Annotated in this window: 15 protein-coding genes and 1 pseudogene; 6 read left to right on the top strand and 10 right to left on the bottom strand. The window is 43.3% G+C overall.

Annotated elements, in window-relative coordinates; genetic code table 11:
* Positions 1 to 138 precede the first annotated feature (138 nt).
* From EVJ21_RS14080 to EVJ21_RS14070, 3 genes are read left to right on the top strand one after another with little or no spacing between them, the layout of a single operon-like run.
* Entirely contained in the window at positions 139 to 474 is a 336-nt protein-coding gene (locus EVJ21_RS14080) for a helix-turn-helix domain-containing protein (RefSeq protein WP_071399733.1), read from the top strand.
* Positions 471 to 1,214 carry an ImmA/IrrE family metallo-endopeptidase gene (locus tag EVJ21_RS14075; protein ID WP_071399732.1) on the top strand — a complete coding sequence of 248 codons (744 nt, stop codon included), beginning with the start codon at positions 471 to 473 and terminating at the stop codon, positions 1,212 to 1,214. The genes EVJ21_RS14080 and EVJ21_RS14075 overlap by 4 nt, the downstream gene beginning before the upstream one ends.
* Complete coding sequence (locus tag EVJ21_RS14070) at positions 1,207 to 1,821, top strand: hypothetical protein (RefSeq protein WP_071399731.1); 615 nt, start codon at positions 1,207 to 1,209, stop codon at positions 1,819 to 1,821. Before EVJ21_RS14075 ends, EVJ21_RS14070 begins: the two co-directional genes overlap by 8 nt.
* An 80-nt stretch (positions 1,822 to 1,901) precedes the next feature.
* Here EVJ21_RS14070 and EVJ21_RS14065 read toward each other — a convergent pair whose 3' ends face one another.
* The 5 genes from EVJ21_RS14065 to EVJ21_RS14045 all read right to left on the bottom strand — a co-directional run bounded on the left by EVJ21_RS14065 (position 1,902) and on the right by EVJ21_RS14045 (position 6,467).
* Positions 1,902 to 2,648: a hypothetical protein gene (locus EVJ21_RS14065; protein WP_071399730.1), complete on the bottom strand. Its 747-nt coding sequence runs from the start codon at positions 2,646 to 2,648 to the stop codon at positions 1,902 to 1,904.
* Positions 2,649 to 3,007: 359 nt separating this feature from the next.
* Complete coding sequence (locus EVJ21_RS14060; protein ID WP_071399729.1) at positions 3,008 to 3,928, bottom strand: bacteriophage abortive infection AbiH family protein; 921 nt, start codon at positions 3,926 to 3,928, stop codon at positions 3,008 to 3,010.
* Between the two features lie 152 nt (positions 3,929 to 4,080).
* On the bottom strand, positions 4,081 to 4,833 hold the full coding sequence (locus tag EVJ21_RS14055) for a TIR domain-containing protein (protein WP_071399728.1): 753 nt from the start codon (positions 4,831 to 4,833) through the stop codon (positions 4,081 to 4,083).
* 56 nt (positions 4,834 to 4,889) lie between these two features.
* A complete protein-coding gene (locus EVJ21_RS14050; RefSeq protein ID WP_071399727.1) occupies positions 4,890 to 5,801 on the bottom strand; it encodes an STM4504/CBY_0614 family protein in 912 nt (303 codons plus the stop codon).
* A gap of 324 nt (positions 5,802 to 6,125) precedes the next feature.
* The gene (locus EVJ21_RS14045; protein ID WP_071399726.1) at positions 6,126 to 6,467 is read right to left on the bottom strand and encodes a YolD-like family protein; all 342 of its coding nucleotides are present in this window, start codon (positions 6,465 to 6,467) and stop codon (positions 6,126 to 6,128) included.
* 373 nt (positions 6,468 to 6,840) lie between these two features.
* On the opposite strand from EVJ21_RS14045, the gene EVJ21_RS14040 reads away from it, so the two are divergent.
* The 3 genes from EVJ21_RS14040 (at position 6,841) to EVJ21_RS14030 (ending at position 8,397) form a co-directional block, all read left to right on the top strand.
* A complete protein-coding gene (locus EVJ21_RS14040) occupies positions 6,841 to 7,296 on the top strand; it encodes a JAB domain-containing protein (protein WP_034799670.1) in 456 nt (151 codons plus the stop codon).
* A 390-nt stretch (positions 7,297 to 7,686) separates the two neighbouring features.
* Entirely contained in the window at positions 7,687 to 7,893 is a 207-nt protein-coding gene (locus EVJ21_RS14035) for a hypothetical protein (protein ID WP_071399725.1), read from the top strand.
* Positions 7,894 to 8,013: 120 nt separating this feature from the next.
* On the top strand, positions 8,014 to 8,397 hold the full coding sequence (locus tag EVJ21_RS14030; protein WP_071399724.1) for a hypothetical protein: 384 nt from the start codon (positions 8,014 to 8,016) through the stop codon (positions 8,395 to 8,397).
* Positions 8,398 to 8,647: 250 nt separating this feature from the next.
* Here EVJ21_RS14030 and EVJ21_RS14025 read toward each other — a convergent pair.
* The 5 genes and pseudogenes from EVJ21_RS14025 to EVJ21_RS14005 form a co-directional block, all read right to left on the bottom strand.
* Positions 8,648 to 10,218 (bottom strand): IS3 family transposase gene (locus tag EVJ21_RS14025; RefSeq protein WP_131490749.1). Its coding sequence is split into 2 segments (ribosomal slippage): positions 8,648 to 9,579 and positions 9,579 to 10,218, totalling 1,572 coding nucleotides; the frame shifts between segments, so codons are not numbered across the junction.
* Between the two features lie 349 nt (positions 10,219 to 10,567).
* Positions 10,568 to 11,062: a DUF7878 domain-containing protein gene (locus tag EVJ21_RS14020; RefSeq protein WP_071399722.1), complete on the bottom strand. Its 495-nt coding sequence runs from the start codon at positions 11,060 to 11,062 to the stop codon at positions 10,568 to 10,570.
* A complete protein-coding gene (locus EVJ21_RS14015) occupies positions 11,038 to 11,958 on the bottom strand; it encodes an SAR2788 family putative toxin (protein ID WP_071399721.1) in 921 nt (306 codons plus the stop codon). The genes EVJ21_RS14020 and EVJ21_RS14015 overlap by 25 nt, the downstream gene beginning before the upstream one ends.
* Positions 11,955 to 12,911: a S8 family serine peptidase gene (locus tag EVJ21_RS14010; protein WP_161568960.1), complete on the bottom strand. Its 957-nt coding sequence runs from the start codon at positions 12,909 to 12,911 to the stop codon at positions 11,955 to 11,957. Before EVJ21_RS14010 ends, EVJ21_RS14015 begins: the two co-directional genes overlap by 4 nt.
* A 248-nt stretch (positions 12,912 to 13,159) precedes the next feature.
* Positions 13,160 to 14,487 (bottom strand): annotated as a pseudogene (locus tag EVJ21_RS14005) (IS3 family transposase).
* Positions 14,488 to 14,683: the final 196 nt, after the last annotated feature.

Raw genomic sequence — 14,683 nt, 5'->3', positions numbered from 1 at the left:
TAATACAATTGTTTTTTTAGAACCATGGCCTATTATTCCTTTCTTTCTATCTTAAAAGCTCAAAGTATACTTTTTTATTTTTTAATTTTGTGGTTGTCTACAAGGGGTGTTATAATTGCTTTGAAAGAAGGTGGTTTCATGAACTCAAATACAATCATCGTGAATAATATAAAATTATGGCTACAGGATAATCAAAAGTCGCAGCAATGGTTAGCCCAAAAAATCGGGGTCAGCAAGGCACTGGTCGGTCATATGCTGAATGAGAGCCGTGTCATCCAACCACAACGTATCGTTGCTATCGCGAAGGTATTAGGTGTATCGGTCAACGAGTTGACGACCGACGCTTCAATGAGAGACGAGCGCATGACGGTCGAGTTGCGCGGGACCCTCTCAAATCGACGGTCCAAAATGGAGCTTGAGCGTCTGAAATTTGCGGTGGAAGACTATATTGGTCTCAAGAGTGAGCAAAGATGAAGCCGTCAACACGAATTGCTGAAGACACGGCAGAAGCGTTCGCAGCCGATTTTTTAGAGCAAGTCATTGATAGTCACGTCTTCATTGGAGCTTACATTGAACAGGTGTTGGCCAAACGCGCGAACCTCATCTTTCAATATGTCGAGGACGACTCTTATTACGGTGTCGCCATCAAGCATATGTCAGGAGAAGAGTTCATCGCATTAAACTCCTACCAACCGCTGCGCATGCGTTACTTTACCGCGGCTCATGAACTATGGCACTTGTCTGAAGCAAGTGAATGGCAGGTCGATGGATTCGAACACGAGCGGGCGGCCGACCGGTTCGCCGCTGCGATCATGCTGCCGAAGAGTACGACAAAAGAAGTCTGGGAGAAGCTGAAGGACGGCTATGATACGAAGTCCGCCATCATCTATTTGGCAGATATGGCCCAAGTGCCATACGTCTCGGTCGTCCGACGACTCCGAGAACTCAATTATCGATTCTCTGACTTGAGTGAACAGGAATCCGATTGGCGTGAGGAACGGAACCGTATAGGAATCGCTCCGAGCCCATTGGATCAAGCCCAGCGTTTTGAATCGTTCCCCGCCTATGAACAAGTCGTGGTCAAGGCGGTCGAGGCGGAGAACATGACGCGACTGAATGCTGCCAACAAACTCTCCGTCTACAGACCGGATCTGGCTCGATCGTTCCAGGAAGATGAAATGAGTCGTATACAAGAGGACACCCCCCATGATTAAGGAGCCGGTGTTCATCGATGCGAACATCATCATTCATGCGGCAAGTTTTCGACAAGCCGACGTCTTCGATTGGATCAGTAGCCTGTATGGACAAGTCCTTATCCATGTGGAGGTCTTGAATGAACTCAAGACATCTTCGGTAAGAGAAAGTGTCGACGCGTTCATCCACGACGGGAAGTGGGTGCTGTTCGATCCTGAATCGGAAGCATCGATTGCGACGGATGAACTCTATGACCTTTATCTCGTTTATCTGACAGAAGTTCGCCTTGCGTTTCAACAATTGGACGAAAAGAAAATCAGAGAAGGACGGCCACTCAAACATACGAGCGACTTGGGTGAAATCCACAGTCTTGCTGCCGCTAGATTGATCAGCGCTGGATTGATATGTAGCGATGACGCGGACATTCGAGAAGTCATCACAGACGCTGAACTGTACATCGTAAATCAAGAGGAACAGCAAACACTTATTCGTCAGCATACCCTCCTAGACTTTTGTATATATTTGAAGCGGTATGAAGTCGTGAAAAGAAGCCAGATTCGAAAGTTTTTCAAGACAATACGTCCACATGATTTAAATGTGCTCGATCAACACATGTATGACACATAAACATACGATGTTTTATCATTAAGACAGAAAAGTACCCAATCTTCGTCGAAGTATGACGTGTCTTGGGTACTTTTTTCATATTAGTCACTATCCGATAGCTTGTTTCGCTCACGTAGGACCGCGAGCTCGATCTGTTCCTGTAACCGGTTCTCGAACGCCTCTTTTTCACGACGGAGGAGCTGCACTTCTAGGTGAAGTTTTTGATTCTCCTCTTCGAGTTGGTCGCTTCGTCTCGTCCGTGCCTTCAACTCGTCAAGCGAGTCCATTAGGCTCTGGTTTTGACGGTTGAGCTGGCTACGCTCTTGCTCGAGCGTCTTCAGTTCACCCTCTAGATGAAAAACTGTTCTCTTCTGATCTTTTAACTCTTCTTTAAATGAGTTCCGTTCTGTATCCAACGTTTCTTCAGCATGTTTTTTTTCCGTGATCAGTTGGCTGATTTGATCTTGTAATTGAGTGACTTCAATTTCATGTGACGACACCTTTTGCTCATACTCTTCTTGGAGTCGTTCAGCTTCTGCAATTACGCTTTGTTCAAGGTCTTGAATGGTATTTTTATAGCGCGCGTTGATTCTCTCATGTTCTTTTTGTTGCGTTTCTAGTCGAGTGGCTCGTTCATTGAACAGGGCAAGGACTTGATTCAGTGCTGCTTCGAGTGATGCGTTCTCCTCGACGACTAAAGGGTCTGGAGACTGTTTATCAAATAAAGTGATTAATTCCTCGAACAATTGATTGGTAGACAGCTGTCGTTGTTCTGTAAGGCGTTGAATATGTTCTTTAACCTCTTGTGAGACGCGAAAGGAAGTCACTTTAATTTCATTTGACTGCATAAGATTCACCGCTTTATCATTTATTGTATACAAATATATAAGACATAAAATACACTTGATTACCTCGTTTACATTTTCCCGTATTTGATTAGCAAATACAAGTAACCGTAAGTAATTCTAGAGAGGATGTATACATTCGACGTCGAAATGTATACATCCTCTTAATTATTGTATATGTAAAATGTTTAACGAATCTATAGCCTTTTCAGAGTGTCATTATATGAAGCGCAAGAGAACTATCAGAAGACAAAACTGTAGGCTCGCCCAATAATACTTGAGGAATACAATATGAACAAATGACATTTTTCAAGCTTGATTTTATTAGGTAGTGGAGAAGTGCCAACTATTCAGTTTTTCGTTTATAAACTGAATGCAGAGAACGCACCTCTGTATCCGCATCGTCTAATCCGGTTCATGTATTCTTCTCTAATGATACTCTCTTCAAAGTCATTCAAAAACCACGTGACAGACTCAGTGTTAACAGTTTCACAAACTCTTTTAATATATGGCAAATCTACATCAGAAAATGAAAAGCCGTGAGAATATATTTTATCTACTAAATTCAATGAATCAAATAGTGATTTCCAATGCTCAATTACTTTACTGGTATCTTTTTTTAGGGCGTGATGGATTTCCCACAACGCATCTTCAGTGCCAATATAGCGACTGTCTTCATTTTGATTGATTCCATGACCGATAATTATTTCACTATTTTGCTGTCCATGCAGATGAAATACGTTTTTTGCTCCGTAAATATCTTCCAATACCCTAGTGTAGTTAAAGTTAATACAATAGTCATTTGAGGTATCCAATATTTCTTTGAAAGTTTGTTTTGCTTTAACGTCTGATATTTTTATTGAATTAATCCATTCTGCAAATAAGTCTTTTACTTTTATAATCACATCGTGAAAATTACTTGAAACATCTTCATAATCATATGCCCTATGAAATTCATTAAAATCATCATCGGCCTCATCGTAAAGATAGGACATTTCATCAAAATATTTTTCGAAATCTAATTTTCCTAAACTGTTCTCTAAATCGCACCACTTGTCACCGTTAGTCTCTGCTTCGGATATAATATCTATTATGAAAGCAACGACTTCATTAGCCTCAAAGATTTCGGAACCATCTGGATGAGTGATTGATGATATATCAAAAGAAAGGTCAGTCTGTAAAGCTCCTGGATAAGTGTTTTTTAAATATGTATGAAAGTTCTCGTACTTAGTAGGTAAAAAATGTGCTAAATCAAATCCATTTCCAACAATAAATAAATTCATTTTTTCTCTCCTATAACCGTGGACTTTAGCTGTGCTTAATCTCTCTAGAAGTATCAAATTTGTAGATACGATATTTAAATTCGTTCATCAATTTGAGCTGAAGTCGGTACATTTTGAAAGGCAGGATGTAAGCTTTAGATAAAAGTTAGATTCTACCAAAGAGACTCTACATTCATATTCGCGGCACCTAGCTCTTTAAGTAAGTGAAGTTCAATCTCAGCCACAGATTTATCAAACGGGATATAGGCTATCCCATCAATATCACTCGGTTTTTCAACATTGTTTTTTATTAAACAGGTTACATTCGATCTTCCCAATTTCCCATAAAAAAATCCTAGTTCGAACAGTACATTTTGCCTTGCTCTAAACTTTAAATCTGGCTGAATATTCCCTTCAACGTAAGCTCCTACATCATCGGGTGTAAGTAAAACCACCGCATAGGAAACGTCAGCGTATTTTTCAAACTTTTCAATCAACGTCAACCCACTGTTTATTTGTCTACTTAAAACTATAGGCTTCAATCCTGCTCTATTAAGTATCAGCTCCGTTTCGATTAAGGAAGTCGTGTCTCTTCCATGAACTATAAACACTTTTTGAGCATCTGTTTTTGAAGGGGGACGATTATTATCTGTATGGTTTGTATAAGCTTGAGGTAATTCTTCCTCCAACGTTTCTACATAGTGTAGCAATGATCGATACCCATTCTCATTGATAGTTTTTTTAGATACGGAGTAATGAAATTCTTCAAACTTAAAACCAGGTAAGTCTAGTTGAAGCGCATATTTATTAAGAGTCGATGCAAAATTTTCAAAAACATTTGCATAAAAATAATCATTTTGATAATTTTTAATATCTTTTATAGTCCGCTTTATTTGTAGGATTGCTTTTTTATTTCTAGACTCCATGTAATTAGCCTCCATTTCACAGTGTTGAGGACGACGTATAATTGCAGATAATCAAGCTATTTCTGAGATTCATTATATATTTTAATCAAAAGGGTGATGTTCGCCCCAGCGAGGTTGAGAGCGTATTGGGTCAGGTAATCCGGAGTATTGACAATCGTCGGGCCTTGCCCGTGTCCTGTGTTATTATTTCTGACTGTAGGCAGTCCATCAAGCGTCGCCCGAAGAGAGGTGAGCTGCGTTTGATAATAGCTTGGAAGGAACTGATTGTCAAAGAGTGCCTGAATGAGTGCGGCGGCTGTCCCCTTTCCTGTTGACCAGCCATTGACTTGGCAAATAGTCTTCATCGTGCTCTCGAACGATTTAGCAGCGGAAGTGATAGCAGCTTTGTTGTCACCGTCACGGTATTGTCCGTGTGCCTCCAAATACTCATTCAAAGGTCCTGCGAATTGGGCGTTATGCATGAGTGTGAGTGCTGGCTTAATTGCCTCCGTGTGGAGTATGGTAGAGTCAATTTTGATGAATTGGTCCTCCACAAACTCTAGTCCGACACCGTTCTCCCGGAATCTCATGTTCAAGGTCTTAATCGTTTCGGGTCCAGCTAAACTGAAATCAACAGCGAATCTAAAGAGTAGCTCAATCATATCGACGACCCAGTCACTCTCAATGCAACTTAATAAAAATTTTAGACAGGCTGAAATGGGATCACTGAAATCTTTTCCGTAACCTGGAGCATCAGAAAAATCAAGTAGACCATGCTCAGCACAAATATATTGTCGAACATCCGCGAATAGATTCGGTTGGTTCAAGAGGTATAGTGCGCTAGATTCTGTCGCATAACCACGACGGGTTTCAATCTGATAAACCTCCACCAATAAATGGTAGAGTTGTTTTCGAAGACGGTCTGGTAAAGTGTTGTCATAAGGGAATATCTCAATTTCTTTTTGGCTGTTTCGCTTTGAAAAGAGCATACTTTTTTCCTCCGTTATTTATTTTGCATAGGTTGTTGTAGGCTTTCTAGTATGAAAAAGCACACGCTAATGATATCTGAGTATGATTAGAAAGTGGTCAAACAATTATTACATTCTCTGTTTCCAGTATACGACAATTTACTTAGATAAAAAAAGAGCCTTGATAATACCTCCAAAGCATTTAAATGGGAGTGATTAATGCTTTTTATATTTTCAAGATTGATATACTACACCTTTAGGCTAGCGTGTTCCCGTTCTCTTCTGGTTCCACATACCACCATAAAACCAACAAGGGATTTTACGTCAATTACAACCGCTAGGGCGTTAGTCCATCGATTGTTCCACGTGAATGATTGCCTTGAACGGCACATGGATGATACCGTCCCGCTGATTGGCCAGTTCGACGGTCCGCTCCATGTAGTTCGTCCGGTGGACAAAACCCTTGAACCGTTTCATCTCCCGCTCCTCCACATATTTCACCTCCACCATATCCCCGCTGAAAATTGCGTCATTCAACACCTTCTCATAAACTGATAGGACCTGTTCGTCGATATCGGGCATCTCAATCTTCTGAATCTCCTTATAGTACTTCGTCAGCAGCGCCTTGTGCTCGGGCATGAGGAACGGAATCCATTTCAGCTCACCCCGATCGCGATACATCGTCATAAAAAATCACCCTCCTAATAAAAAACGAACGTTTGTTCTTATTTTATACTCTTTTTATCTGTTTTGAACAGGATATTTCATGAATGGTAATCCGTGCGTCCTGTTTCCGTACTCTAGCTCGCTGGTCGTCGGTGCAAGGGACGTCAAAAAAATGACGCACCCTTCGGCCCGTCTTCCTTCGCTTTTGGCTCAAAGCGAGGCTTTTCGCTCGTTGGCTACGGAAGCCAGGTCCTGTAAGCGCTCTACGCATTTTTTTGAGGCTCTCCCTGCGGTCGCCCTTGCACCGTCTCCCGACGCTCGCTTCGTTCCCGTCAACAGGACGCACAACGGTGTTCGTTCTGAGGTCAGCTTATCCGAAAGGGGACAAACCATCATGGAACTATCCGCCATCATCGAGGTCATCCGTATCAAGCAAGAGGTTCGCGAGGAAATGGTCGCCCTCGAGCACGCCATCATCCATTCTCCGGACAGCGCCCGACAAATCGGGTCATCGTTCATCGGGGACGACGACCGTGAAGTGTTCCTCGTCATCATGCTGAACACGAAAAACCGGGTCATCGGTGTCCATCGGGCGCACGTCGGGAGCGTCAACTCGAGCGTTGTACACCCACGGGAAGTCTTCAAATGCGCGATTCTAAACAATGCCTCATGTCTCATCGTCTGTCATCAGCACCCGAGCGGAGACCCGACCCCGAGCCGGGAGGACATCCTTGTCTCCGAACGGTTACATGAAGCCGGGGACCTTATCGGCATCCCGGTGCTCGACCATCTCATCCTCGGTGCGGACGAGTCATACGTCAGTATGAAACAGCGAGGTTACATGGGTTGAATGGAATGGAGTGGGGCCGGGGGACCGGTCCCGGTCCGTCCGGTAAGGGCAAGGACGAAAAACGTACGTTTTTCTTTGACGGGACGGGCGACTCACGTTGCTATCGCCTGGATCCATAGAGCGGGATCCGGGAAAGGGTCGTTTTCGTATGACGAAAACGGAGTGGTTCGTGCGTAGATATAGGATAGTATTTTGACGTGTCTCGTAAAGAGTTTTTTTGATGAAACGATAGAAGTAAAAACGCGGTTTGTTTATTGAAAATGATCATGTTTTCTAAACAAGCCCTAGGGCTTGTTTGAAACAACACCAGGGCTTACGTGAAATTAGGCGAGATGTTGCTTACATGGATACGAGGTATCATGAGGCTATCAGCAGGAGAGGATGATTCAGATGGACAGCTACCAACTAGATCAACAGACAATGGACGAGATGACGGAGGTATTGCTTCGACGCCTTCCTGACCGGCTTCAAGAAGAATTTGACGACTTAAAACTTGTGAGCATGGATCTTCTTTGTGATGTGAAGGAAGGAGAACGCTTGACCCACCTCACCGTCTTTTTTAATACCAATATGATTCGACGGAATCGTCGTACATAAGAAAAAGGGATAGTTGTATACATTTTTTAAAAGTCTTCATTTCTGGAGGTTCATGAACAAGGACTGAACTGGCTCTGGACGGGGAATCGTTCTATAAAGAACCGGAAAGGGTGAGACGTGATGGATGAGGGGCTGCTTGATGACTATGCGTTCGCGGGATTGGATCCGTTCGTTCGGACCGTCTTCTCGGAACTGATGGAACACCCCGAGTGGATGCGTGTCGTCGACAGGCAACATTGCGTCGAGAAAGTCGTCCGGTTCGATGAAGGACGGAACTCGCCTTACTTCCGCGTGGTGATCTATCTGGATGCGGAAGAGTGTCCCATCAAGATCGTGTATCTATATGGGACATGGATAGTGGCGGATGGGGACGTCAGCTTCGTCGTCTCGGAGCTATCGAAGGGTGTATTCGAATATGAAGTGATGCATGTGCATTGGCTCATCAAGTATCGCTTCGAGGATTGGGGAGTCTCTGAAGACGGGGCATGGGAGAAGGAATGGTGATCCGGGCTCATGCGTGAGCGTCTAACGCCTTGTGGCGAAGTCGCTCATCGCACCGCTTCCCCTTACGGGAGGCACGGAGCGTCAGAACAACGCTTAAGAAAGTTGGCGCGTCGAAACTTATGTGGTGCGTGTATAAAGAATGGTTGAACAGATATGAATCGTGACCGAATTTATAAAATATCTAAAAGATACCAATGTGTCTATTGAACTGCTCCCCGTCAAGTAGACAGGGTAAATAATGAAAACCAACCTAGGCGGCTTGAGCCCTGTATTCGACAGGGCTCAAGCCGTTTAGTCGTTTCTGGAGACGATCATGGTTGTAGAACGATATGTAGGCCTCGATGGCCGACGTGAGTTTGCTATAGGCCTGGAACTCACGCAGGTAGTACATCTCGACTTTCAGGGTACCCCAAAAACCCTCGATCGGGGCGTTGTCGAGACAACGTCCGACGCGAGACATGCTGTGGGTCAGTTTTGCGTCTTCCACCATGCGTTTGAACCCTCTCGATGTATATTGAAATCCTCGGTCGCTATGGATCATCGGACCCGCTCCTGTACGGAGCCCCGCGATCGCTGGGATCATCGTCTGGAAGACGAGCCCATTGTTGTTGGATTTCCCGATGCGATAGGCGACGATCGAGCCGTCATAGAGGTCGATGATCGCGCTCAGATACGCCTTCCTCCCGGCGCCATATTTGAACTCGGTGACGTCGGTGCACCATTTCTCGTCCGGTCGGGACGCGCTGAATTCTCGGTTCATCAGGTTCTCGGCCACATGCTGCGGGGAAGACTTTTTGTACCGTTTTCGCTTCTGGCGGATGACCGAACGGATCTCGTGGATGCGCATGAGACGATAGACCCGCTTTTCGTTGTATGCCGGTAGGCCATGCTGGCGTCGTCTCCGATTGACCGTCATGGTGATCCGTCGATACCCGTAGGTCCCGTTCACCTGGTCGTAGAGGAGACGGATGTCCTCCAGTAGACTCAAGTTCTCTTCCTCGCGTACCGAGACGGTACGTTTTAACCATTTATAATAGGCGGCCCGTGAGACCTGCGCGATCTCGCATAAGAGCACGACCGGGAACGTGTCGCTTGTCGACATTTCCTTGATGGCCGTGTAACGCAATTGTAGCCGGATCTGGCTGATCAACCTCTCCTCTCGATCTCCTCTAACTTTTTTAGGAACAGGTTCTCGGCCCGAAGGCGCTCGTTCTCCCGCTCGATCTGTTGGATGCGACGTTCAAGCTGCTCCTCGTTGGTCAGTTCCTCTTCTTGCTTTGTCCGTCCGCGCCGGTCCTCGAGCCCGTGCACGCCGTCGGCGTCATATTTTTTCGTCCAGCCATAGACCTGCTGGTACGACACGGCGAATATCTCGGCCGTCCGTTGATAGTTCCGTCCGTTGTCCAGGCAATACCTGACGATCTCCATGCGTTCCTCGAATGTTGTCTTTCTCCCTTTGGCCATAGCTCGATCCATCCCTTTTCTCGAATCTGTTAACTCGCTATGACCAGTATACTTCTTGATCCACCGATATAGAACCGACCAACTACTAATATGATATTTGGAGAGAACCTCCATTTTAGTGAACCCATCGAGATAGTCACGTCCGGCCGCGATCTTCTGTTCCTTGGTGTAATGTTTCCATGTCTTCGACTCCTTCAACGCATCGATCCCACCGGTATCGAATTTCACTTTCCACAACTGAAGGGTATTCATAGAGACGTCATGAGCCTCCTCGATTTCCTTCCAGGTGCATGTTCCTTCTTCCATCATACGTAGTGCACTCAGTTTTTGTTCAATCGAATGCCGACTTCTCGCCATAAAAAAACACTCCCCAATAGATAAACAGATTTGTTATTTCATCTGTCTACCTATTGGGGAGCATATCATATCACCGACATTATTCTATTTATATTTTTGACAATGAGTATGAATAGCTTTTGTGAATTTTCAAAAAAATTATGTATAAATAAATTTCATTACATTTTTACGTATATTTGAGTTGTCGAAAAAATCGATAAGACTCGATATTATATTAAATAATGTTTTAAATGGTTTTAAAGGATTGTGTGTAATATTGATGGAGGTGTAAGTATAAAAAATTAGACAAATAAAACTCTTTGAGAAACCATTTTTTCCGGTTCTTCAAAGAGTTTTTGTATAAAATCTATTAACTGTATTCATTATCATCTGGGGCAAGAGTAAAAGGTATATGTTTTATGAACTTATTCATATCGATGCCATAGAAGTTCTCGATATCATTCTTCAAGCTACTTTCTAAATCTAATAGACTTTTAACCAGATAATCAAGGTCAAAAACATTATAAACATCAAGTTTTGCCCAGATTGACTTGATTCTACCTTTATCTGAGAAAGGAATCATCGAAATAATTGCTCCGTTATCATAGTCTGCATGTTCAACGGAGTAATAATGAAACTCAGGGGTAGAAGTTGAGCTCAAGTTTTCTTTCCATCTGTATAAAGATTTGTAGAATTCTAAAATAGGAAGTTCAGCTTGAAAATAAACTTCTTGATTGATTTCAATTGTGAAATCCGCTTCTACAGAGAGGATAGTAGGTACATTTCTAGCAGACTTATTGGAGATCGAATTACTATCACTGATAAAATCGTAGTTAAAAGTTACTTGACCGGGAATGCTGACCATATTTTTCCATCATATCCTATCACAATTCGAATTTTTGTTTCACCCTTAGTTCCAACTTTTCTACCCATACTTACATCAAATCTGAAGGATAGTTTTTCATTGTTATTAATTTGAAAGTTTGAGACTGAAACTTTTTGTAGAGCTTCTTTAATCCACGACTTAGCAGTTGCTTGACTGTTAGTGCTAAACTTGGCCCATGTTCCCGTGTGACTTTGAAGATGCTTACTCTTTACTACCAAACTCGGAACATTTTTAATTGCATTGCTCAACGCGTATTTTCCAAAAGCACTGATCAATGCACGTTGACCATACTTCTTAATAGCCCATCTAGCGCCCATTTGGAGAACGATAGCTAACACTGGAATTGCAGAAGCTTTTGCATCAATTGTATTGATATTATATACATCGTCACTGTCACGATCAATAAGAGTTGCTTTGAACTCTTCGCCTTCGATATCAGTAAAAGCAATATCATAAACTTTAGTAGTGTTTCCACCTTCTGAATTCGGTACTGTCTCAGTTACATACGTTTCACCAGTTTCAATATTTACATAAAACTCAGATGAAAGTTTTGTACTCCCATTGTCTAGTTGAGAGAAAACAGTCATTTCGTTATCAGACTCAGAAACAGTCATTTCAAAGTTCTCGTTATGAATGTTAAATTCATCTTCTACATCAACAGTATAGATGGTTTTTGAATCTTCTTCATACTCATTTTCAATGCTGTTTTCATAGTTGAATACGATTTCTTCATCACCTTCTTGAAGCGATTGAATAGAGTAATCGGATTCATCAGCTACCTTCACATTACCTTCTGCATTTGCTCCTTGTGACGGCGTCAATAACGCGCCGCTAGTAAAAACTACAAGTAGAAATTTAGTAAACCACTTTTTCATTTAGAATCCTCCAATATTTTTTTGTTAAGAGTTAGAATACGTGCTGTAGAGTTGTCTTTGCTTTTTGTAGAGACCAAGTACTGGTTGAGGACTGAGGATATTTGATTACCACGAACATAATCTTCTTTCAAAACGATTGAAGAAATCACTCCCGTGGCATAAGCACAAGCAAAAGAAGTCCCGGAAAAGGATTTGTAGTCTTTATCTTTAGAGGTAGAAACTACATCAATTCCTGGGGCAAAGTAGTCCACACCATTGATAGCTGAGGATTCATCAATTTGAAGTTCTTTATTGATAGAGCCTATTGAAATTACACCTTCGTAACTAGCAGGATAATCTACAAAAAGCCCCATATTATTCCCAGAAGATGCTACTACGATGATATTTTGCTTTAATGCTTCTTGGATGATCTTATGTAACTCGTCGTAGTCTTTGGTAAATCCAAAGCTAATGTTGATGATGTCGACCTCGTTATTTATACTCCATTTAATCCCTTCTACGACAGGTTCTAACTTACCCTCACCATTCTCATCTAATACTTTTACGTCATAGATAATTGGATTAGTTAGAATGCCTTGTATTCGTTCTCCTTGGCCCGCAACTAGTCCTGCAATCGCGGTGCCATGCCCGTAGTCATCGGACACAGCTTCTTCAGCCTTAGAAATTGCATTGTATTCTTCGAACTTTAAATCTTCTAAAGCAGGATGATCTTTATTAATACCGCTATCTAAAATAGCGATTTTAATGGGATCATCGTAAACAGTTGGATCATGTCCAACTATTTTGTCAGCCCAATTATTGAGGTGATTTGACGTGCTTTTAGTCTCGCTCTCTGGTCTAAAGAAAACAAAGAAAGCAAAAAGAGATGCAATTAGAACAAGCGTGATCTTAAATCTTATATAAACCACCTCTGCTTTAATATTGTTTAATACCTTACAAGGATAATAATTCAATAAAAGGTAAATCAACCCTTATTTTTAATTTTTTCCTTTTTTAAAATAATTATATAATATAAGTAATATATATTTACTCAATCTGATATATGTTTTTATTCAAGCAGAAAACACCTTCGATGCTAGCACATTTTAAAAGTGTACCACTCCGAAGGTGTTTTTATATTGTCTCAATAAAATTAGGGTAGCCCCGTCCAATTTGAACTGAGCCCCGTAAAATGGACAGTTTAATAAAAAGCCCGTATGTCCTATGCGGCGATTAGATGGCCCCGATATTGTTCCGGGGTCATCTTTTTTAGGTTCCACTGACCGCGTTCGCAGTTGTAATAGTTTATGTAGTCCCCGACCATTTCTCTGACCTGCTCGATTGATCCACACGATCGGTTGGTGACATAGTCCTTCAAATGGCCAAAGAATGATTCAATTGGTGCGTTGTCGAGACAGTTGCCTCGACGTGACATGGACTGGATCAGTCCAAGGCTGCGAACGAGTTGTTGGTAGTCCGGATGTGTATAGTGGAAGCCTTGATCCGAATGGATCATCGCCTCGGGATGCAGATTCCCTTGGAGGTGATCTTCAAGTTTTTCCATCGTCTGAAAGACGAGGTCCATGTGAAGGCTTGCGGACAGCTTGTGCGCCACGATCTCACGCGTGGCCACGTCCTTCACGCATGACAGATAGACGTTCTCGCCGGAGGCGATCGGGAGGTAGGTGATGTCGGTCACGAACACCTTTCCAGGCTCGCTCTGTCGGAACTGACGGTTCAACAGATTCGGCACGACGCGATGCTCGTGCGTCGCCTGAGAGAGCTTCCGATAAGGATTCATCCTCCGGATTTTGGTGACGATGTTATACTTGCGCATCAGTCGGAGAATCCGTTTGTGGTTGATCCGGACGCCGAGTGTCGCGAGCACCTCCATGTACAGCCCCCGATAACCGACTTTACCTTTATGGCTGTCGTGGATTTTCTTGAGGAGTGTCGCGTCTAGGTAATCACGCTCCTCCCGGAGGGACTCCGCCTCGGCACGGTTCAACCAGGCGTAATAGCCACTCCGGCTCACGCCGGCGATCTCACATAGTGGGCGGACGAGGTACTTCAGCTATGCGATGCGGATGACGGTGTTGATGGCCTGATATTTCGCTGCTGGTGTCAGTTCGTATGTTTCGCCTGCCCTTCTAACTTCTCTAGCTTTTTTAAGAGTTCATTCTCTGCCGTCAGGTACTTGATTCTTGCCTCTGCCTTCGCTAACCGTCTCTCCATCGACTCGTCTGTTTTCGGGCGTCCACCTCCCAGAGCCTTTCCACGTTTGTCGTTCAGGAGACCGTCTTCCCCGTCTTTTCGATATGTTCGGCGCCATCGTTCCAACGCGGACTTCGCCTTCCTGTTCCCAATTACCGTCAGGTCGAATCCAGCCTCCGTGAAGATCTGCCGGGGTCCCTTGCCGTCCATGTTTTCAAGCACGGCCTTTATTTTGAATTCACCGGTGTATTGGATCGAGCGTTCTGAAACCGACGAAACGTTCGGGTTCGACTCAAGCTGATCAATTTGATGGATATTGAAAATGATTTTGCTCATGGTTGTTTCTCCCGTCTAAATGAATAGGTTCATTATAGCGATTCGTGCGTATACGAAAAACCCCGAATGTGAACTGCCCCATAAAAGTTGGACATAAAAATCCAACTTTTATGGGGTGTTTTTATGGTCAAATTTACGAAGGCTTTCAAAATTCATGTGGCCGAACGCTACTTGACGGGCAAAGACGGATGCACAA

It is taken from the genome of Exiguobacterium sp. SH0S2, from assembly GCF_004337185.1.
Taxonomy (GTDB): Bacteria; Bacillota; Bacilli; order Exiguobacteriales; family Exiguobacteriaceae; genus Exiguobacterium; species Exiguobacterium aurantiacum_A.
The sequence above is the reverse complement of the archived record's forward strand: the minus strand, read 5'-3'. Positions and strand labels throughout refer to the sequence as shown.

Coding starts and splice junctions, on each gene's coding strand:
- EVJ21_RS14080 (WP_071399733.1), top strand. CDS start 139: ATGAACTCAAATACAATCATCGTGAATAATATAAAATTATGGCTACAG.
- EVJ21_RS14075 (WP_071399732.1), top strand. CDS start 471: ATGAAGCCGTCAACACGAATTGCTGAAGACACGGCAGAAGCGTTCGCA.
- EVJ21_RS14070 (WP_071399731.1), top strand. CDS start 1,207: ATGATTAAGGAGCCGGTGTTCATCGATGCGAACATCATCATTCATGCG.
- EVJ21_RS14065 (WP_071399730.1), bottom strand. CDS start 2,648: ATGCAGTCAAATGAAATTAAAGTGACTTCCTTTCGCGTCTCACAAGAG.
- EVJ21_RS14060 (WP_071399729.1), bottom strand. CDS start 3,928: ATGAATTTATTTATTGTTGGAAATGGATTTGATTTAGCACATTTTTTA.
- EVJ21_RS14055 (WP_071399728.1), bottom strand. CDS start 4,833: ATGGAGTCTAGAAATAAAAAAGCAATCCTACAAATAAAGCGGACTATA.
- EVJ21_RS14050 (WP_071399727.1), bottom strand. CDS start 5,801: ATGCTCTTTTCAAAGCGAAACAGCCAAAAAGAAATTGAGATATTCCCT.
- EVJ21_RS14045 (WP_071399726.1), bottom strand. CDS start 6,467: ATGACGATGTATCGCGATCGGGGTGAGCTGAAATGGATTCCGTTCCTC.
- EVJ21_RS14040 (WP_034799670.1), top strand. CDS start 6,841: ATGGAACTATCCGCCATCATCGAGGTCATCCGTATCAAGCAAGAGGTT.
- EVJ21_RS14035 (WP_071399725.1), top strand. CDS start 7,687: ATGGACAGCTACCAACTAGATCAACAGACAATGGACGAGATGACGGAG.
- EVJ21_RS14030 (WP_071399724.1), top strand. CDS start 8,014: ATGGATGAGGGGCTGCTTGATGACTATGCGTTCGCGGGATTGGATCCG.
- EVJ21_RS14020 (WP_071399722.1), bottom strand. CDS start 11,062: ATGGTCAGCATTCCCGGTCAAGTAACTTTTAACTACGATTTTATCAGT.
- EVJ21_RS14015 (WP_071399721.1), bottom strand. CDS start 11,958: ATGAAAAAGTGGTTTACTAAATTTCTACTTGTAGTTTTTACTAGCGGC.